The organism is Tsukamurella sp. PLM1 (assembly GCF_023168325.1).
GTDB lineage: Bacteria > Actinomycetota > Actinomycetes > Mycobacteriales > Mycobacteriaceae > Tsukamurella.
This window is the reverse complement of the sequence record NZ_AP025688.1, coordinates 1460825-1479096: the sequence shown is the minus strand read 5'-3', so window position 1 is coordinate 1479096 and position 18272 is coordinate 1460825. Positions and strand designations below refer to the sequence as shown.

Genomic DNA, 18272 nt, shown 5'->3' with positions numbered 1-18272 from the left:
ATTCTAATCAGCGCGCGAAAGATATTCGCAGCAGAATGGAGAATTGACAATGGCGACTCGTATCAGTTCTTTCCGAGTTGATCTCGACGGCGTCAAGACACTGGTTACCGGAGTGTCCAGGGTCGATGACGTGGAGTACACGCCGGACGGCGAGAGGCGAAGGACTGAGGTCAGGGACGCGTCGGGCGTGCAGAAGGTGGATGAGTTCGGCGAGCCGATCTGGGTGCAGAAGATGGAGACGATCAACGGGCGCGAGGTTCCTGTCTGGAAGATCGACATCTTGATGAAGTACAAGGAACACGGTGTCACCTACTCGGATACGTACGGCATCAAGGTGCCCTACGACGGCGACGCGGAAGTTCTGGAGGATCGTGATGTGCGTTTCGAGAACCTGCGTGTCGGCCAGTTCAACGGGAACTTCACGTTCAAGGCGACAGCCGTCGAACTGGTTCAGCCGGCGTCGCGACCGTCCGTAAAGCCGGAGGTGAAGCCCAATGCCTGATCTGGTCATCACCGAGCGTCCTGACTGGGTTCCGGACTTTGTCGGCGTCGAGCAGGACAGGGACGTCTTCGCCTTATCGATGGAGCGACCAGGCAAGTCCCTCGATTCGGCGTTCCTGTCCGGCTTCCGGCTCGGACTCCTCGCTGGTCGAGTGTCGGCTACCACGAATCAAGCGCGATGAGTCTCGCAGAGCTGCGACAGAAGGCTCCGGATCGGGTCTGGTTCGGCGGCGCTGCAGCATTGGTCCTCGTAGTCCTACTGTTCTTCACCGCTGGATCCTGCTCCGGTAGCGACAGTGCGAAGCCTGCTGCCTTGGCTGACGACCAGGTCCAGGTGACCCCGGGGAAACTGACAGGAATCCCGCTGTGCACGGAAACTCGGAATGGTTCCACTAGAGACACGTACACCGTGCGCGGCGCCCAGTCGTTCCAGGTGAGCACGTGCTTCGCGGTCGGGACCTTCCGGCTCATCGATCTCATGAGCGCAGCCCTGCCGTCGATCCCGGCGAAGACAAACCGGGTGCTGGTCCACTCACCGGGTGTCGATGGGTGGTCCGTCTGCGCGCTGCCGGCCAACGTCTACGGCGTCCAATTCGAAACCAATTTGCTCAACTGCACAGGAGGCTTGAAATGATCGACGGCGGAGTGTTCTTCATCTTGGCACTGCTGAGTATCTGGAAGTTCGAGTGCGACATGAGAGACGCGGGGATCCGATGAGACGTGACCGCGTTCTCACTGTCGAGCAGGGGCAGGAGGAGACCGTCGTTGAGCGGACTCTGCGGACATACCCACTCGCGATCCTCGGATCGGCACTCGCCGCACTGTGGTGCCTGTACTGCTGGACGATAGGCGATCTGCTCGGTATGAGTATCGCGCTGCTGTCGATAGCTGTTGTGTTGGTGGTGGCGTCATACGTCGATCCGATGCTCCAGATCGTGCTTCGATGGTCCTCGGTGGCCAGGGATTTTGGCCTGGTCGCCAGCTTCACTGGAGTTCCGGATCTGCATTGGTGGGCTCTTCGGAGATCGACTGTAGGGCTTAGGTTTCGGATCTCAGGTCTGGCATTCGAGCCGGACGATGTGATCGCCCTCGAGGATCGGATCGCCAAGGGGTTCGGCTATGCATCGGGACTGGTCGAGGAATGCACCGGCACGGTCAGGAAGTCGCGGCGGGGCTACCAGATTTCCCTGTCGCGGTTCGACGGTCTGCTGGAGGCATTCCCGCTGGGCGAGCGTCAGGTCGGCTACTCGATCAACGACACACCTCTGGTCATTGGCCGAGGGAAGAACATGCAGGTGATCGAGTGGAACCCGCTGGAGACAGCAGGACACCTGATCCTGCAGGGCGAAACACGCTCCGGTAAGTCGGTGCTCACCTACAGCTTGCTTGCCCAACTCGCGCCGATGGTTGATGTCGTCGTCAGAGGGATCGATCCGACCGGCATTCTCGCGAAGCCCTGGAAGCAGGGGCGGTGGGTCACTGGCACGCGAGACATGACCCGTGTCGCAGAGCTGCTCGAGGAAGAGGTCGAGGAGATGGATTGCCGTAACGCAGAACTCGCCGTGCGCGGCTGGGACAAGATCACGCAGGTATCGCAGATGGAACCCCTTCGCGTCATCGTGCTCGAGGAGTACGCCGCGATCATGGAAGCCGCGGGGAACGAGGACTCCAAGGAAGGGCGGCAGCGCGCGGATCGGGTCAAGCCGCGAATCGAATCGGCAGTAGCGCGTCTCGTCGCCGAGGGGGCCAAGGCGGGTATGAGGGTATTCCTACTCACCCAGCGAGCCAGCTCGAACGTGATCAACACCGATGCCCGGGGCAACTTCGCGATCAGGATCACGCTGCGGGTCGGCAGTCGGGAGGCGGTCAAGATGCTCCACGACGGCCTCGATGAGTCCTGGCTCAAGACGATCCAGCAGTACAAGAACGGCGTCGGCATCGTGGATCTCCCCGGCGAGAAGATCCAGAAGTTTCGAGCCGTCTACATCGGTGACGCCGAGTACGACAGGTACCTGGTCGCAGTCGGCGTCGGCCGAGATCTCGCTCTTTCCAGGGGTGGAGTGTTGGCGGAGCTACGCCGATGACCGCATCCCCATACACCGTCGCCGATGCGGCATCGATGCTCGGTGTCGCCGCGTCCACGATGTACCGGTGGATTCATCGAGGCACGGTCGCTGTTCTCCAGTCTCCCGGTGGCCAACTGCTGGTGCCGGCCAGCGAGATCGATCGTCTCAGGGACCTCGTTCCCGACGAATTGCGAAGCGACTCCGAGAACGTCGTGGAGTGTGGCTGCTTCGGGGACAAGACTCGGCATCGAGGCTCGGCCACGTAACGGGCAGGCGGGTGCCCTGCGCGCGGGGTCGAGACCCTCGCGGGGATGACGACTTCAAGCCTGATCCCCGGCGGGACTGCATCGTCGTCCCAGCGATAGCGCGCTCCCACCCGTCTGACAGCGATGAACATCTCTGATCTGCGAAGACCCCGATCGATGCGACTGTTATCGTTGTCGGCGAAATCGGACTAGGAGGGGTAGCCGTGGACCAATCACCGTGGGCGAGACCAGGGAACGGGCAGAACGAGGGGCGCCAGGTTCCAGAGCAGTTCGGTCACGCACCGCATGGATACCCGATACAAGGGGGCGTGCCGGGAACTCCGAATCCGATGCTTCCCAACGGCTCCGGTGGACCGCCTCCGAATGGGTTCTTCTCAGGTCCGAACCAAACGAGGAACCTACTGCTCGTTGCCGGAGCGGTGGTACTGCTCGTCGCAATCGTGATTGCATCGGTAGTGGTGTTCGCGGATGGGGAACCGGATTCTCCCGCCGCTGATCCGAGCGGCACCGCCACCATGACTGCGACGACGTCCAGCAGACCTGCAAGATTCGACGCGACCCTCATCGACGGTCTGGAAGACACTCCAAGTCTGTACGACTTCGGTAGAGAAGTGGGGTCCGCGCGACTTCCTGAACAGGGCCTGGCGTTCAAGGTCGGCCTGATTAATTGCGCGGTCCATCTGCCCTACTATCCAGGTAGCACGGTGTCCTACTACAAGGACGTAGAGGTTGCATGTGTCGACATGAACAACTACGTGCGTGGTACGGGTAATCCCACCTCCGGCTATGGATGGACCGGGTTGACGATCGATCAGGCCCCATCGAAGTACGCGATATCGGACAGTATCGAAGGAGAGGCGGTCGGGCCCTACGGGGCAGGTGCGGGGAGGCTGTTGGAACAGGGAAAGAGAATCACGTTTAATACCGCGAAGAAGAATACTCCAGAACGCCTAGTGACCTGCGGTAGTCTTCAGTCTAACGCGTTAGTTTGTGTGAATCGCGGGACTGGACATGGTTTTTGGTGGCTGGGTGACGATATTCAGACCTGGTGAGCGGTGAGTCCACCTGACGTCTGAATATTTCGGGCGACGAGATCTATACGTCGAATCCGTGTTCTGCGTTCAGCGGGGAAATGAGGGCCCACTACGGCTACTCGTAGCGACTCTAATTCGAGAAAAGAGAACCCCGAGGAGAGCCATCTCCTCGGGGTTCTACTTTGCTGTTCTTTGCCACCCCTCGAATCCTGGACTCGAAAGAAGAACGAAAACGACTATATCAGAGTCCGCGCTTCATTCCAGACTTGCGTTAGCGAACCTCCGGATGTTTTGAAACGGCGGCCTCGTATTTCCATTCCAAGATCTCCATTGGATGGTCGAATATCGAAACTGCGTCGTCCGTACTCTGAGCTGTATCCCGTGATTTGATCAGCTCGAAGAACGAACCCGACAACGGTTGTGACCAAGAGGCCCCCCACTAGGAGATCCGGATTCTTAACAGGCCACCACTGCCGGATCGCATCATCATCCTGCCAATCTGTGTCCCCGGCGATTCGCACGACCAACGTCGGCTGCAACACCTCTGTGACGTATGGAATCGCCTCGAGGCGTAGAGCCTCTTCTTCGGGAACCCCACTCGAACGCTTTCCGAGCTTGGCTACATCTCGGACGACGCCCGCCTCGACTAGTCGCGGCATCACCGTGTGTCCGACATCGAGTCTCGCTGCCAGCTCCCGGAGGGACACAAAGGACTCCATGTACTGATCGTACTGCATCGTCCACATGCTCGTGCGCATTGGTTGACGCATGCGTCTTCCAACGAGTAGAGTCGCTCTCGAACGTTCGCAGTGGATGTTCACGCCACCCTCCGAGAGGACTCAGATGCACCCCGATGACCTACTGGACGCCACCGCAGTGGCGAATCGTCTCAGCATGTCCCCCACGACCGTTCACCGTCTGGCGTGCGCGGGCGAGCTCACGTTCGTGCAGATCCGCGGTAAGCGTCGATTCAGCTCGCGCGCGGTAGAGCGATTCTTGTCTCGGCAGACGCGAACGGCGACCTCGGAGCGTCCCGAAGATCCGTGGGCCGACTATCTCGGCAACATCGACCGGGGGTAGTGCATGCCCTCCAAGATGCACAACGATCGCTGGCGAGCCCGGGCCTTTATCAAGGTTCCGGGCTCGCCCGGTGTCTACAGGGAGCGCACGAAGGTGTTCGACCTCAAACGGGACGCACTCGCCTGGGAGGTCGCCAACCGTCGGAAGCCGGTGGATCTCGGACGCACTATCACTCTGGCGACCTTGCTGGATCTGCACCGGTCGGACATCGTCTACGGGCTCTCCGCCGGCTCCCGCGCCGTGTTCGCAGCCAACGTGAACCAGCGCCTCCTGCCTTGGTTCGGCGACACTGTCCTGGCGGACATCACTCCGCTGGAGCTCCAGCGAGCCCAGGCAGCGTGGGCCGAGACCGGATCCGCTCCCACGACGATTCGCAACACTCGCGGCACGCTGGCACGGATCTTCCGGCACGCCGCACTGATTGGAATCACTGAGAAGAACCCTGTCACCGAGGTTGCCGCACCTCGGGGGCAGTCAGCTCGCACCGTGCCCGCATATGCCGAGATGGAGCTGGCCGCACTGTTGAGCCGAATCGACAGCGTTGCATTGAGGTGCTACGCCCACACTGCCGCACGTACAGGACTGAGGCCAGCCGAGCTTTCAGCACTGTCTCCAGACGCCGTGGACCTCTCCGCCAAGCGGATCACCGTCTGTCGGGCGTACTCCGGGTCCGGCCGACAGCGGGAACTCACCTCCACGAAGAATCGATGCACCCGCACGGTGCCGATCGCCCTCGACCTGGTCAACGATCTACGCCAGCTTCGGGACACCGCAGAAGGCGACTTCCTGTTTCTCGATGAGCGTGCCGAGCCCGTGAACCATCAGCTGTATCTCCGTCGTCACGGATGGACCCGGCTCAGCCGAGGGCGCGACTTCTACGACCTTCGAGCCACAGCGATCGTCACCTGGCTCCGAGCAGGCATTCCTGTTCACGTGGTCCGGGACTGGGCCGGACACTCGACTCTCTCCGTCACTTCACGCTATGCCCGCGCCGCCGGCACCGACGACGCTGACGCCGCTGCGGCGCTCGACTCGTACATCGCTCGTACAGGGGGCTCCGATGCGGCCTGACCAGAAAAATAGAAACCCACAGCCTGAGCTGCGGGAATCTGGTGGAGCGGGCGACGGGAATCGAACCCGCGTAGCTAGTTTGGAAGACTAGGGCTCTACCATTGAGCTACGCCCGCGCACGCCTTGCGACGCTCGGAACATGTTACGGCATCCATCCGCCGGCGGCGAAACGGACCGGTGATGGTTCGTCCCCGACCGAACCTTTCCGGCACCAGGGTGGTATCATGCCGAACACCACCACAGCCCCGTCGCAGAGCAGACGCACCGTCGCGCTGCTGGCGCTCTCGCTCGCCTTCGGGCTGATCCAGTTCGACGCCACGGTCGTGAACGTCGTGCTGGGCAGCATGTCCCGCGATCTCGGCGGTGGACTCGGCACCGCGCAGTGGGCGGTCGACGGGTACGCGATCCCGTTCGCAGCTCTGATGCTCGCGGCCGGTCCAGCGGCCGATGGGTTCGGTCGCCGCCGGGTGTGCATGCTCGGATTCGCCGTCTTCGCGGCCGCGACGGCCGGCTGCGCCGTCGCTCCCGACTGGACGACTCTGCTGGCCTGCCGCGCCCTACAGGGTGTCGCCGCCGCAATGATCCTGCCGAGCTCGCTGGCGATGATCGGAGACCTCTACCCGTCCCCGTCGGAACGCGCACGGGCACTGGGCGTCTGGGGCGGGATCGCGAGCGCGGGGTTCGCCGCAGGGCCGCCGGAGGGCGGGCTGCTCGCCGCGGGGTCGGGCTGGCGCGCCGCGTTCTGGGTGGGCGTCCCGATCGCCCTCGTAGCCGGCGCCGCGCTGCACCGCACCGTCCCCCGCTCACCCAGCCAGCCCCGCCCGATCGACTACCGCGGCGCGACGTTCGGCGCGGCGGGGCTCGCGCTCGGCACGGCCGCCCTCATCGAACTCGGCCAGGGACGAGGCACCGTCGCCCTCACCTACGGCGCTGCGGCGCTCGGCGCGACCACGGCGTTCATCCGGTCTCAGCGCAACGGGCCGCATCCGATGATTCCGCCGGGCCTGATGGGGCGCGGGCCGTTCCGGGCCGCGGTGACCACCGGGCTGGTGTTCAATCTGGCGCTCTACGGCGCCCTTCTGGTGGTGGCGCTGGCCCTGCAGGACCTGCACGGCTTCACCGTCCTGGAAACCGGCATGGCCCTTCTGCCGATGACTGTCGTGATCGCCGCGGGCTCCATCATCAGCGGATTCCTCACCGCGCGTACGGGACCGCGTCCGCCGATGATCGCCGGGTTCGCCGCCGCCGCAGGCGGCGCTGTCGTGGTGGCCGCGGGCGCCCACCACCCGGCGGCGATCACGGCCGGGCTGTGCCTGATCGGGGCGGCATCCTTGGCCATGCCCGCCATGACGTCCGTCGCGCTGGCCGCCGCACCGGCCGAGCACGCAGGCCTCGCGGGCGCCGTGCTCAACTGCGCCCGGCAGGCCGGCGGAGCGCTCGGGGTCGCCGCTGCCGGTGCGATCTACAGCGCCGCGGGGCGATCAGGGCCGGCACTCACCCTCACGTTCGTCATCGTCGCGGCCATACTCGTCGTAGGCGTCCGCACCAGCATCGGCGCCACCACTGTTCCGGAGGAGGTGCCCTGCGATGCCGGGTGATGCGGATGTCGCCGCCGTCGCGGAGCTCTTCGCCGACCGCGCGCGCAGCCGGATCCTGCTGTCCTTGCTGGGCGGTCGCGAGCTCGCGGCCGGGGTCCTGGCCGACGAGGCCGGGATCTCTCGTTCCACCGCGAGCGCCCACCTCCGCAAGCTGGTCGACGGCGGCCTGCTCGCGGTCCGCGCCGACGGGCGGCACCGGTGGTATCGGATCTCCGACCCTGCGGTGGCCGACGTCGCCGAGCGGCTCGCCTCGCTCGCCCCGCCCCAGCCTGTGACCTCGCTCAAAGCCAGTACCCGGGCAGCCCGGATGCGCACCGCGCGCACCTGCTACGACCACCTCGCGGGGCGCCGGGCGTCGCGGTCATGGCGGCCCTCCTCGACAACGGCCATCTCACCGGCGGCGACGGGCATCTTCACGACGGCGGTGCGGACCGCCCCGCCTCGGCGGGACGCGACCTCGATTATCTGCTCACCGCGGACGGGCTCGCCTTCCTCGCGGACCTGGGCGTCACGCTGCCCGACGGTGCCTCCCCCGCGGTCCGGTACTGCATCGACTGGACCGAGACCAGGCACCACCTGGCGGGACCGGCCGGCCGCGCGGTCTGCGAACGCTTCCTCTCCGCGGGCTGGGCGGAGCGCCTGCCGACCCATCGCGCCCTGCGCGTGACGCCCGCGGGCGTCCGCGTTCTGGACAGCCGGTTCGGTATCGAGTGGCCGGCCTGACCGAGACGGGCGGTCCGGCAGTGCCCGCGGTGAGCGGCGAATACCCTGAGTGGATGACCGAACCCCTCCTGATCGAGCGCGACGGCCCCGTCGTCACCTGGACCCTGAACGACCCCGCCGCGCGCAACCCGGTCTCCGACGACGCGATGATCGAGGCGATCGAGCGCGCGGTGGACGAGGTGAACCACGACGACGAGGTGCGCGTGGCGATCCTCACCGGCGCCGGTTCGGCGTTCAGCTCCGGCGGCAACGTCAAGCACATGCGCGATAAGGAAGGCATGTTCGGCGGCACCGCGGCGCAGCAGCGACAGGGCTACCGCCATGGCATCCAACGGATTCCGCGCGCCCTGTACCACTGCGAGGTGCCCACCGTCGCGGCGGTCAACGGTCCGGCGATCGGCGCGGGCTGCGACCTGGCGATGATGTGCGACCTGCGCGTGGCCTCCACGAGGGCCCTCTTCGCGGAGAGCTTCGTCAAGGTGGGCCTCATTCCCGGCGACGGCGGTGCGTGGCTGCTCCCGCGGATCGTCGGCATGGCGCGCGCGACCGAAATGGCCCTCACCGGCGACGCCGTGGACGCGCGAACCGCCTTCGACTGGGGCATGGTCTCCAGCGTCGTCGAGCCCGACGAGCTGCTGACCGCCGCCCGCGCCCTCGCCGATCGCGTGGCCGCGAATCCCCCGACGGCGCTGCGGATGACGAAGCGGCTGCTGCGCGAGGGCCAGCGCCAGAGCCTCGACGCGCTCCTCGAGCTCTCGGCCGCGATGCAGACCATCGCGCACTCCACGGCCGATCATCACGAGGCCGTCGCCGCGATGCTCGACAAGCGGCCGCCGCGGTTCACCGGGAACTGAACGCCCGGCAACCCGGCCACACACCGCGTAGAACACGTTATAGTCCGCGCATGGCGCAGAACTGGGACACGACGGCCGACGTGGTGGTGATCGGCTACGGGGGCGCCGGGGTCGCCGCGGCACTCGCCGCCCGCGAGACCGGCGCCGACGTGCTGGCACTGGACCGCTACCTCGGCGGCGGCGCGACGAACCTCTCGGGAGGCATCGTCTACGCGGGTGGCGGCACCCGGATTCAACGAGCGGCCGGCATCGAGGACGACGTCGAGAACATGTTCTCGTACCTGCGGCTCGAAGTGGGCGACGCGGTGTCCGAGGCCACGCTGCGTCGGTTCTGCGAGCAGTCCCCCGCGATGATCGACTGGCTGATGACGCACGGCGTGCCCTTCGACCCGTCGCTGTGCCCGTTCAAGACCTCCTATCCCACCGACGACTACTACCTGTACTTCTCGGGCAGCGAGAACTCGGGCGGCTTCCGCGACGCGGCGGTGCCGCGCCAGCGCGGTCACCGCGCCCACGGCCCCGGGGTCTCCGGCAAGAAGCTCTACGGCCCGCTCGCCGCATCGGCCGCCGCGCACGGAGTCCGCCTGCGCACCGGCACCCGCGTCACCGGCCTCGTCGTCGAGGACGGGCGGGTCGTCGGCGTCGAGGCGGTCACCATCGAGGGCGCGCCCGCCGCGGTTCGCCGACGGTTCGCCCTCCTCACCCGGATCTCGGCGAAACCCGGCGTCTACCACCAGGGGCTGCGCGCGACGATGCAGCGGCTCCTCGCGCGGATCGAACGCCGTCACGGCCGTCCGATCCGCGTCCACGCCCGCGCGGGCGTCGTGCTGAGCACCGGCGGGTTCATCGCGAACGGCGCGATGGTCCGCGCGCACGCGCCCGGCTACCCCTGGGACCAGGGGCTGCCGCTGGGCACCGCCGGCGACGACGGCAGCGGCATCGAGCTGGGACGCTCCGTGGGCGCCGTGACGGACCGGATGGACTCCCTGTCGAACTGGCGGTTCATCGCCCCGCCCAGCGCCTACCTCGGCGCGCTCGCCGTCGACGCGCACGGGCGGCGGATGGTCGACGAGTCCCGGTACGGCGCGGCGCTGGGCGCCGCGATCGCCGACGCGCCCGGACACCGTGCCTGGCTGCTCGTCGACGCGGACCTCGCCACTGCGGCACGTGCGCAGATCGGCGACCAGACGGTGTGGTTCCAGCGCCTCCAGCTCGAACGCCTGCTCCGCATCGGCAGCGTCTCCGCGCCCACCGTCGAGGAGGCCGCGCGGCGCGCCGGGATCGACCCCGCCGGGCTACGGCGCACCGTCGACGCGCACAACGAGGCGATCGCGCACGGCCGGCCCGATCCGTTCGGGAAACCCGACGATCTGCGGCGCCCCGCGGCGGCGGCCCCGTTCACGCTGCTCGACATCTCGTTCACCGACCGGATGAGCTACCCCATGCCGATGCTCACCCTCGGCGGCCTGGTGGTCGACGAGGAGACCGGAGCGGTCCGCACTACCGCGGGCGGGACCGTCGACGGGCTGTACGCCGCCGGCCGCACCGCCGTGGGCGTCTGTTCCAACTCGTACGTGAGCGGGCTCTCGCTGGCTGATTGCATCTTCTCGGGCCGGCGCGCGGGTGCCGCGGCGGTCACGAACGGACGAACGCACGAGGACGTCTAACGGCGCTCCCCGCGGGGAGCGCCGGGGCCATCACCCAGAGGACCCGGGCACCATCGGGGCCGGCGGCGAAGGTGTGCGCCCGCCCCGGATCGAAGGTCATCGCGTCGCCGACGCCGAGTTCGACGCCCGAGTCGGGCGGGAAGGCGAGCCGCAGCGCGCCGCGCTGAACCAGCACGAAGGACACCTCGGCGGGCAGGGCGTAGGCCTCGTCGCCGCTTCCTCCGCCGGGCGCTATGTCGCTGAGCAGCACCTGGATCCGGTTCTCCCCCGACGGGGTGAGGAGGAACTCCGAGAGGCCGGTGCCACCGAAGTGCACCGGCCGGTAGCCGTCCGCACGGACGATCGCGCCCGCGGCGCCACCGTCGAACAGCGACCCCACGGGCACATCCAGGACCTCGCACCACCGGACCAGCACCGCCATCGACGGGGCCGCCAGCCCGCGCTCCACCTTGGACAGGTAGCCCTTGGTGACCGCCACGCGTTCCGCGACGTCGGCGAGGGTCAGGCGCCGCGCGCGACGCGCGGCCTTGAGCGCCGCGCCCACCTGATCCGGCCCGGCCTGAACGGCATCCGCAGCTGAGGCATCCAACAGACGTTTCCTTTCAGGAAACTCGAGTTGACAAGTCGGTCGACGTCCCACACTATGTGATTCAGCCCACACATGCACCCCTTGCGAGAGGATCTCTCCGTGTCCGACGAATCCCAGCGCCCGTCCCGGCCCCGCGGCCCCGTCGACGCGAGCCGCATCCCCCGCTACTGCGGCCCGGAGACCTTCGCGCGCCTGCCCCGCCTCGACGAGGTCGACGGTGCCGCCGTCGCCGTGCTCGGCATCCCCTTCGACAGCGGTGTCAGCTACCGCCCCGGAGCGCGGTTCGGCCCGGGGCACGTCCGGGCGTCGTCGAAGCTGCTGCGGCCCTACAACCCCGCGCTGGACGTCTCACCGTTCGCGGTGCACCAGGTGGCCGACGCCGGCGACCTCGCCGTGAACCCCTTCGACATCGTGGAGGCGCTCGGAACCGTCGAGGCCGAGATCACGCGGCTGCGCGGGGCCGGGTCGAAGGTCCTCACCCTAGGCGGCGATCACACGCTGGCGCTGCCGATCCTGCGCGCCGTCGCCGCCGACCAGGGCCCCGTCGCGGTGCTGCACTTCGACGCGCACCTGGACACGTGGGACACGTACTTCGGCGCCCCGTTCACGCACGGCACGCCGTTCCGGCGCGCGAGCGAGGAGGGCCTGATCGACCTCGAGCGGTCGATGCACATCGGCATCCGCGGCCCCCTCTACGGCGAGGAGGACCTCACCGCCGACGGTGTGCTCGGGTTCCAGGTGATCCGCTCCGACGACTACGAGAACGACGGCCTGAACAGCGTGATCGAACGCATGCGCCGTCGCCTCGCCGGGCCCGACGGTGCCGGCGGCCCCGTCTACGTCTCCGTCGACATCGACGTGCTCGACCCCGCGCACGCGCCCGGCACCGGCACCCCCGAGGCCGGCGGAATGACGAGCCGCGAACTGCTGAACACGATCCGGGCCCTGGTCGGCGTGGAGGTGGTGGGCGCCGACGTCGTCGAGGTCGCGCCGCCCTACGACCACGCCGAGCTCACCGGCATCGCGGCCGCCCACGTGGCCTACGAGCTGCTGTCCGTGCTCGCCCGGAACGTGGCCGCATGAGCGGCCTGACCAGCGCGCTCCTGGCGCGCAAGCCGGTCGACCGGATCCTGGCCGACAGCGCCGCCGAACACGCCGGCCCCACCCTCAAACGGTCGATGGGGCTCGGCCACCTCACGGCGCTGTCGATCGGCGCCTCGCTGGGCACCGGCATCTTCGTGATCCTCGGCGAGGCCACGCCCGACGCGGGCCCCGCGGTGATCATCGCGTTCGTCCTCGCCGCGGTGACGGCGCTGTTCTCGGCGCTCTCCTACGCCGAGATGGCCGGCACCATCCCCGTGTCCGGCAGCTCCTACTCGTACGCCTACGCGACGATCGGCGAGCTGTTCGCGTGGGTCTGCGGCTGGTGCCTGCTACTCGAGTACGGCGTGTCCATAGCTGCGGTGGCGGTGGGCTGGGGCCAGTACATCAACGAGCTGTTGGACTCGCTGCTCGGCGTCGCACTGCCGACGGCGATCGCCGCCCCGCCGGGCGACGGCGGCATCGTCAACATCCCGGCGATGGTGATCGTGGCGCTCGCCTGCCTCGTCCTCGTGGGAGGCGCGACGGAGAGCGCGCGACTGAACACCTCGATGGTCATCCTCAAGGTGTGCGTGCTGGTGTTCTTCTGCGCCATCGCCTTCACCGCGTTCGACTCGGGCAACCTGCAGCCGTTCATGCCGTTCGGCGTCCACGGGGTCACCGCCGCTGCGGCGATGGTGTTCTTCTCCTACATCGGCTTCGACGCCGCCTCCACCGCCGGCAACGAGGCCAAGGACCCGCGCCGCGACCTACCCCGCGCGATCATCCTCTCGCTCGGCATCATCACGCTGTTGTACTGCCTCGTGGCGCTCGCCGCGGTGGGCGCGATGCCGTGGCAGGAGTTCGGCGGCACCGAGGCGTCGCTGGCGAAGGTGCTCACCGACGTCACCCGAAGCACCTGGCCGTCGGTGGTCCTGTCGATCGGCGCGGTGATCGCGATCGCCAGCGTCGTGCTCGCCGTGATGTACGGCCAGACCCGCATCCTCTACACGATGGGCACCGACGGGCTGGTGCCGCCGGTGTTCGCGAAGGTCAGCGCCCGCACGCGGGTCCCGGTGCGCAACATCTTGATCGTGGGCGTGGTCGTGGCGCTGCTGGCGGGCCTGGTCCCGCTGGGCGAGCTCGCCAATGCCACGTCGATCGGTTCGCTGTTCGCGTTCGCGCTCGTCAACGTGGGCGTGATCGTGCTCCGGTACACCCGTCCCGATCTGCCCCGTACCTTCCGCACTCCGCTGTTCCCGGTGATCCCGGTGCTGGGCGTCGGCTTCTGCGTCTACCTGATGCTGCAGATGGAGGCGCCCACCTGGATCGCCTTCGCCCTGTGGTCGATCGTCGGCCTTGCCGTGTACTTCGCCTACGGCTACCGCAACTCCCGCCTGCGCTCGCCCGAGGCGCCGGCCGCATGACCATCACCGTCGGGATGTACCAGGGGCCAGCGGGATTCGGACCCGAGCCCGACGTCGCGCGCAACCTGGCCGCGATCGACGGTGCCGCCGACCGCGCGACGGAGCACGGGGCCCGGCTCCTCGTGACCCCCGAGATGTCTGTGACCGGCTACGACATCGGTCCGGCGACACGGGAACTCGCTCGGCCGCGTGGCGGCGAGTACCACGACGCCGTCGCCGCCATCGCGGCCCGGCACGGCCTGACCGTGGTGGCCGGGTACCCCGAGCTCGACGGGGTCCGAGTCTTCAACGCCGCCACCGTCATCGGGCCCGACGGTGCCGAGCTCGCCCACTACCGCAAGACGCACCTGTTCGGCGACCTCGACCGCGGCGCCTTCGCCCCCGGCGGCGAGCTGCCCGTGACCTTCCCGTTCGGCGGACTCACCTGTGGGCTCCTCATCTGCTACGACGTGGAGTTCCCCGAGGCCGTCCGCGCCCACGCCGAGGCGGGCACCGACCTGCTCCTCATCCCGACCGGCCTGATGGAGCCCTTCGGCAGGATCGCCGAGCAGGTCGTTCCGGTGCGGGCCTTCGAGAGCCAGCTCTACATCGCCTACACCAACCACTGCGGCCACGAGACCTCGCTCGAGTACTGCGGCCTGAGCACCGCCGCGGGCCCCGACGGCGACGTGCTCGCCCAGGCCGGACGCGACGAGGCCGTCCTGACCTTCACCGCGGATCCCACGGCGCTGCGCGAATCACGGATCGCCAACACCTACCTGCGCGACCGGCGCACCGACCTGTACTGAGCCCCTCCACCCCAGGAGCCCACATGACCCAGCCCGCCATGCCCGCCCACGGCCCGTCCGCCTCGGACGCGCCCCTGACGATGTTCGGCCCCGACTTCCCCTTCGCCTACGACGACTGGGTCGCGCACGCCGACGGCCTCGGCGCGGTGCCGGACGCCGTCCGAGGCACCGAGGTCGCCGTCATCGGGGCCGGCCTCGCGGGCCTCGTCGCCGCGCACGAGCTGGCCCGCATCGGCCTGAAACCCATCGTGTACGAGGCAGACCGGATCGGCGGCCGGATGCGCAGCGAACGCTTCGACGGCTACGCCGACGACCTCGTTGCGGAGATGGGAGCCATGCGATTCCCGCCGTCGTCGACCACGCTGCAGCACTACCTCGACCTCGCGGGCCTGCGGACCGAGCCTTTCCCGAATCCCCTCGCGGAGGCGACGCCCAGCACCGTCATCGACCTCAAGGGCCGCAGCCACTACGCCCGCACCGCCGCCGATCTCCCGCCCGAGTTCGCCGAGGTCTCCCGCGCCTGGGACGCGACGCTCGCCGACTACGCCGACGCCGCCGAGCTGCAGGACGCGATCCGCGCGCGCGACGTCCCCCGCATCCGGGCGGTGTGGTCGCGCCTGGTGGAGGAGCTCGACGACCAGACCTTCTACGGCTTCCTCACCGCCTCCAAGCACTTCCGGTCGTTCGCGCATCGGGAACTGTTCGGCCAGGTCGGGTTCGGCACGGGCGGCTGGGACACCGACTACCCCAACTCGATGCTCGAGATCCTCCGCGTCACGTGCACCGCCGCCGACGACGAGCACCGCGGCATCGTCGGGGGCGCGGACCGGCTCCCGAAGCACCTGTGGGAGAGCCCGTTCGACGGTGCGCGGTCCGTGCGGGACCTCAACGGCGGCGAGCACCGCCCCGCCGTCACGGCGATCCGCCGCACCGTCGGCCCCGGCGGCGCGCCCGCGTACACGCTGACCGACGCGGCCGGCGAGACCCGGACGTACCCGGCGGCGGTCTTCACCGGCCAGGCGTGGATGCTGCTCAACACCATCGACTGCGACGACGACTTGCTGCCGATCGACCACTGGACCGCGGTGGAACGCACCCACTACATGGGCAGCTCGAAGGTGTTCGCACTCGTCGACAGGCCGTTCTGGCGGGACGTCGACCCGGCGACGGGGCGCGACACGATGTCGATGACGCTCACCGACCGGATGAGCCGCGGCACCTACCTGCTCGACCACGGGCCCGATCGGCCGGGAGTGATCTGCCTGAGCTACACCTGGTCAGACGACTCGCTCAAGGTGCTGCCGCTGGACGTGAACGCGCGGCTCGACCTCATGCTCAAGTCGCTGGGCGAGATCTACCCCGGCGTCGACGTCCGCAGCCACATCATCGCGACGCCGAAGACCGTGTCGTGGGAGACGGAGCGCTACTTCATGGGCGCGTTCAAGGCGAACCTGCCCGGCCACTACCGCTACCAGGAACGGCTGTTCACGCATTTCATGCAGGAACGCCTCGCGCCGCGGCACCGCGGCTTCTTCCTGGCGGGCGACGACATCTCGTGGACCGCCGGCTGGGCCGAGGGCGCCGTGCAGACCGCGCTGAACGCGGTGTGGGGCGTGATGCACCACCTGGGCGGCGGCACGCCGCCGTCGAATCCCGGCCCCGGCGACGTCTTCGACTCGATCGCCCCGATCCGGCTCGGCGACGAGCGCGGGACACGCGCCTAGTCCTTCGCGAGCGCCGTCACCAGCCCACCGTGCGCGGGAATCATGGTGACGTTGCGGTGCCGCGGCTGCTCGGCGGGCGCGTCGGTCATCGCGAGGTCGACGCGCACCAGGATCTGCGTGACAACGGCCCGCAGCTCCGCCATCGCCAGCGCCGCGCCGAGGCACCGGCGCGTGCCGCCGCCGAAGGGCATCAGCTTCTGCGGCGACGGCTTGACGCCGAGGAAGCGCTCGGGGTCGAACGCGAACGGCCGCGGGTACAGGTCCTCGCGGTGGTGCAGCAGCAGGATCGAGACCAGGGCGATCACGCCGCGCTCCACGACGTACGGACCGAACCGCCAGTCCGACAGCAGCTCCCGCGCGACGACCGGGACCACCGGCCTGCTGCGCATCGACTCGTTGATCAGCGCCTCGATGTACGCCTCGTCGCCCGAGCGGGCGGCCTCCACGGATCGGCGGTACACCCCGGGATTGCGCGTGAGCCGCTCGAAGGTCCACGCCACCGAGTTCGATGTGGTCTCGTGGCCGGCGAGGACCAGGGTGAGCAACTCGTCGCGGATCTCGCTGTCGGGCAACGGCGCACCGTCGTCATCCCGGGCCGCCATGAGCACGGTCAGGATGTCGGAACGGCCGGCCCCGTCGGCACCGTCGGCGCCCTCGCGGCGGCGCTCGGCGATCACCGCATAGATGGCGCGATCGAGCGGGCGCAGGATCATCCTCAGCACGCCGCGCGGCTCGGGACTCCGTGCGTTCACCAGTTGCACGGCGGTCGCGAGCGGGTGCGTCGAGAGCTGCAGCAGCCGGATCATCGAGGCGCGGACCGCGCTCTCGGCGGCGGTGGCGCCGGCCTCGTCCTCGATCCCGAAGACCGCGGACATGATGACGTCGAGGGTGATCTGCTGGCCGATGTCGGCCAGCGCCACCTCCTCCCCGTCCGCCAGTCGTCGATGCGGTGCGCCGTCGCGGCGTCGATCCGCCGCTGGTACTCGGTGACCGCACGGCCGTGGAACTGCGGGAGGAGGAGGCCGCGTTGCTGCTTGTGCCGCGGGCCGACCGCGGTGAGCACGGAGTCGGGGCCGACGATGGGCCGCAGCGGCGAGAACCGGGTGGCCGACGGCGCCTCCTCGGGCCGCGACATCAGCGACGCGATGTGGGCGGGGTTCGAGACGAGCACCACCTGTCCCGGCCCGCCGGCGAACTCGGACCGGAAGACGTCGCCATACCGCTCCGCCGCGCGGAAGGTCACGTCGCCCTCCCGCAGCGTGTAGCTCAGCGACGCCCGCAGCGGCCCGAGCGGGAGGGACGGGGCGGCACGCAGCGCGGCCGCGCCGGCGGCATCGACGGGGCCCGCGTCATCACCGTTGTCACCGTCGATGCCCGCGCGCGCGGGATCGCGGAGGTGCCAGGCGGGTTCGGGGATGGACAGGGTACGCGCGACGGTGCCGCCCAGCCCGGTACCGACTCCGGTTCGGAAGGCTCGCGTGATCGTGGTCATATCGGTCCTCCTACGTCGATTGTGCACGCCGAGCCCGGCGCGCGGGGCACGTCACGATCGTCAGGGCACCACGGTGCCCAGCGGTCCGATCCGGCGGTCGCGGGTGGCCGTCGCACGGTGGATGTCGCGCGCGCCGAAGTCGAGGCCGTCGCGGTCGTGGGTGAGCCACGCGATCGCGAGGACGAACGCTGCGATGACGAGAACGGTGATCATGGTCTTCTCCCTCTCCCGGCGTCCGGTGTGTGGTCCGGATCACTTTCGACGGTACGACGCGGATCCACGCAGGTCAGCGTGCCCAGGACGGGAATCGCC

General features: G+C 68.5%; 21 protein-coding genes, 1 tRNA gene and 1 pseudogene. 17 read left to right on the top strand and 6 right to left on the bottom strand.

Going from position 1 to position 18272, the window contains the following annotated elements; all coding sequences use genetic code 11:
• Positions 1 to 49: 49 nt before the first annotated feature.
• The 6 genes from MTP03_RS07695 (at position 50) to MTP03_RS07675 (ending at position 3885) form a co-directional block, all read left to right on the top strand.
• Positions 50 to 502, top strand: coding sequence for a hypothetical protein (locus MTP03_RS07695; RefSeq protein ID WP_248491460.1), 453 nt, complete (start codon positions 50 to 52; stop codon positions 500 to 502).
• Positions 495 to 683, top strand: a complete 189-nt coding sequence (locus MTP03_RS07690) for a hypothetical protein (RefSeq protein WP_248491459.1) — start codon at positions 495 to 497, stop codon at positions 681 to 683. Before MTP03_RS07695 ends, MTP03_RS07690 begins: the two co-directional genes overlap by 8 nt.
• A complete protein-coding gene (locus tag MTP03_RS07685) occupies positions 680 to 1135 on the top strand; it encodes a hypothetical protein (RefSeq protein WP_248491458.1) in 456 nt (151 codons plus the stop codon). The genes MTP03_RS07690 and MTP03_RS07685 overlap by 4 nt, the downstream gene beginning before the upstream one ends.
• Positions 1136 to 1214: 79 nt before the next feature.
• Entirely contained in the window at positions 1215 to 2585 is a 1371-nt protein-coding gene (locus tag MTP03_RS07680; RefSeq protein ID WP_248491457.1) for an FtsK/SpoIIIE domain-containing protein, read from the top strand.
• A complete protein-coding gene (locus tag MTP03_RS23525; protein WP_371820919.1) occupies positions 2582 to 2833 on the top strand; it encodes a helix-turn-helix domain-containing protein in 252 nt (83 codons plus the stop codon). The genes MTP03_RS07680 and MTP03_RS23525 overlap by 4 nt, the downstream gene beginning before the upstream one ends.
• 419 nt (positions 2834 to 3252) lie before the next feature.
• Positions 3253 to 3885: a hypothetical protein gene (locus tag MTP03_RS07675; protein ID WP_248491456.1), complete on the top strand. Its 633-nt coding sequence runs from the start codon at positions 3253 to 3255 to the stop codon at positions 3883 to 3885.
• 218 nt (positions 3886 to 4103) lie between these two features.
• Here the strand turns inward: MTP03_RS07675 and MTP03_RS07670 are convergent, their stop codons facing one another.
• Complete coding sequence (locus tag MTP03_RS07670; protein ID WP_248491455.1) at positions 4104 to 4604, bottom strand: hypothetical protein; 501 nt, start codon at positions 4602 to 4604, stop codon at positions 4104 to 4106.
• Between the two features lie 31 nt (positions 4605 to 4635).
• Between MTP03_RS07670 and MTP03_RS23520 the strand changes: the two genes are divergently transcribed.
• Both MTP03_RS23520 and MTP03_RS07665 read left to right on the top strand, forming a co-directional pair.
• Positions 4636 to 4947: a helix-turn-helix domain-containing protein gene (locus MTP03_RS23520; protein WP_371820918.1), complete on the top strand. Its 312-nt coding sequence runs from the start codon at positions 4636 to 4638 to the stop codon at positions 4945 to 4947.
• A gap of 3 nt (positions 4948 to 4950) precedes the next feature.
• A complete protein-coding gene (locus tag MTP03_RS07665; protein WP_248491454.1) occupies positions 4951 to 6018 on the top strand; it encodes a tyrosine-type recombinase/integrase in 1068 nt (355 codons plus the stop codon).
• A gap of 42 nt (positions 6019 to 6060) precedes the next feature.
• On the opposite strand, the gene MTP03_RS07660 is transcribed toward MTP03_RS07665, so the two are convergent.
• Positions 6061 to 6134 (bottom strand) — tRNA-Gly (locus MTP03_RS07660).
• A 108-nt stretch (positions 6135 to 6242) separates the two neighbouring features.
• Here MTP03_RS07660 and MTP03_RS07655 point away from each other — a divergent pair.
• From MTP03_RS07655 to MTP03_RS07635, 5 genes and pseudogenes are all read left to right on the top strand, one after another.
• Positions 6243 to 7616 carry an MFS transporter gene (locus MTP03_RS07655; protein WP_248491453.1) on the top strand — a complete coding sequence of 458 codons (1374 nt, stop codon included), beginning with the start codon at positions 6243 to 6245 and terminating at the stop codon, positions 7614 to 7616.
• Positions 7606 to 7791: pseudogene (locus MTP03_RS07650) on the top strand (winged helix-turn-helix domain-containing protein); the annotation flags it as partial. The gene MTP03_RS07655 and the pseudogene MTP03_RS07650, both read left to right, overlap by 11 nt.
• Positions 7792 to 7979: 188 nt before the next feature.
• Positions 7980 to 8339 carry a hypothetical protein gene (locus MTP03_RS07645; RefSeq protein ID WP_248492383.1) on the top strand — a complete coding sequence of 120 codons (360 nt, stop codon included), beginning with the start codon at positions 7980 to 7982 and terminating at the stop codon, positions 8337 to 8339.
• A 53-nt stretch (positions 8340 to 8392) separates the two neighbouring features.
• Entirely contained in the window at positions 8393 to 9193 is an 801-nt protein-coding gene (locus MTP03_RS07640; protein WP_248491452.1) for a crotonase/enoyl-CoA hydratase family protein, read from the top strand.
• Between the two features lie 50 nt (positions 9194 to 9243).
• Positions 9244 to 10860 (top strand): FAD-binding protein, encoded by a 1617-nt coding sequence (locus MTP03_RS07635; protein ID WP_248491451.1) that lies wholly within the window; start codon positions 9244 to 9246, stop codon positions 10858 to 10860.
• Here the strand turns inward: MTP03_RS07635 and MTP03_RS07630 are convergent.
• Positions 10829 to 11449, bottom strand: coding sequence for a helix-turn-helix domain-containing protein (locus MTP03_RS07630; RefSeq protein ID WP_248491450.1), 621 nt, complete (start codon positions 11447 to 11449; stop codon positions 10829 to 10831). The two genes, MTP03_RS07635 and MTP03_RS07630, sit on opposite strands and share 32 nt — an antisense overlap.
• 99 nt (positions 11450 to 11548) lie before the next feature.
• Between MTP03_RS07630 and speB the strand changes: the two genes are divergently transcribed.
• The 4 genes from speB to MTP03_RS07610 are packed head-to-tail and all read left to right on the top strand — an operon-like array spanning position 11549 to position 16468.
• Complete coding sequence (gene speB / locus MTP03_RS07625; protein WP_248491449.1) at positions 11549 to 12532, top strand: agmatinase; 984 nt, start codon at positions 11549 to 11551, stop codon at positions 12530 to 12532.
• Entirely contained in the window at positions 12529 to 13956 is a 1428-nt protein-coding gene (locus MTP03_RS07620) for an amino acid permease (protein ID WP_248491448.1), read from the top strand. The genes speB and MTP03_RS07620 overlap by 4 nt, the downstream gene beginning before the upstream one ends.
• A complete protein-coding gene (locus tag MTP03_RS07615; RefSeq protein ID WP_248491447.1) occupies positions 13953 to 14744 on the top strand; it encodes a carbon-nitrogen hydrolase family protein in 792 nt (263 codons plus the stop codon). The genes MTP03_RS07620 and MTP03_RS07615 overlap by 4 nt, the downstream gene beginning before the upstream one ends.
• A 23-nt stretch (positions 14745 to 14767) precedes the next feature.
• On the top strand, positions 14768 to 16468 hold the full coding sequence (locus MTP03_RS07610) for an NAD(P)/FAD-dependent oxidoreductase (protein ID WP_248491446.1): 1701 nt from the start codon (positions 14768 to 14770) through the stop codon (positions 16466 to 16468).
• On the opposite strand, the gene MTP03_RS22655 is transcribed toward MTP03_RS07610, so the two are convergent.
• Genes MTP03_RS22655 through MTP03_RS07600 form a run of 3 tightly spaced genes read right to left on the bottom strand, consistent with a single transcriptional unit; the run spans position 16465 to position 18173 of the window.
• Positions 16465 to 17388 (bottom strand): cytochrome P450, encoded by a 924-nt coding sequence (locus tag MTP03_RS22655; RefSeq protein WP_256465239.1) that lies wholly within the window; start codon positions 17386 to 17388, stop codon positions 16465 to 16467. The two genes, MTP03_RS07610 and MTP03_RS22655, sit on opposite strands and share 4 nt — an antisense overlap.
• A complete protein-coding gene (locus MTP03_RS22650; protein WP_256465238.1) occupies positions 17271 to 17960 on the bottom strand; it encodes a cytochrome P450 in 690 nt (229 codons plus the stop codon). Before MTP03_RS22650 ends, MTP03_RS22655 begins: the two co-directional genes overlap by 118 nt.
• Positions 17961 to 18020: 60 nt before the next feature.
• A complete protein-coding gene (locus tag MTP03_RS07600) occupies positions 18021 to 18173 on the bottom strand; it encodes a hypothetical protein (RefSeq protein ID WP_248491445.1) in 153 nt (50 codons plus the stop codon).
• Positions 18174 to 18272 lie beyond the last annotated feature (99 nt).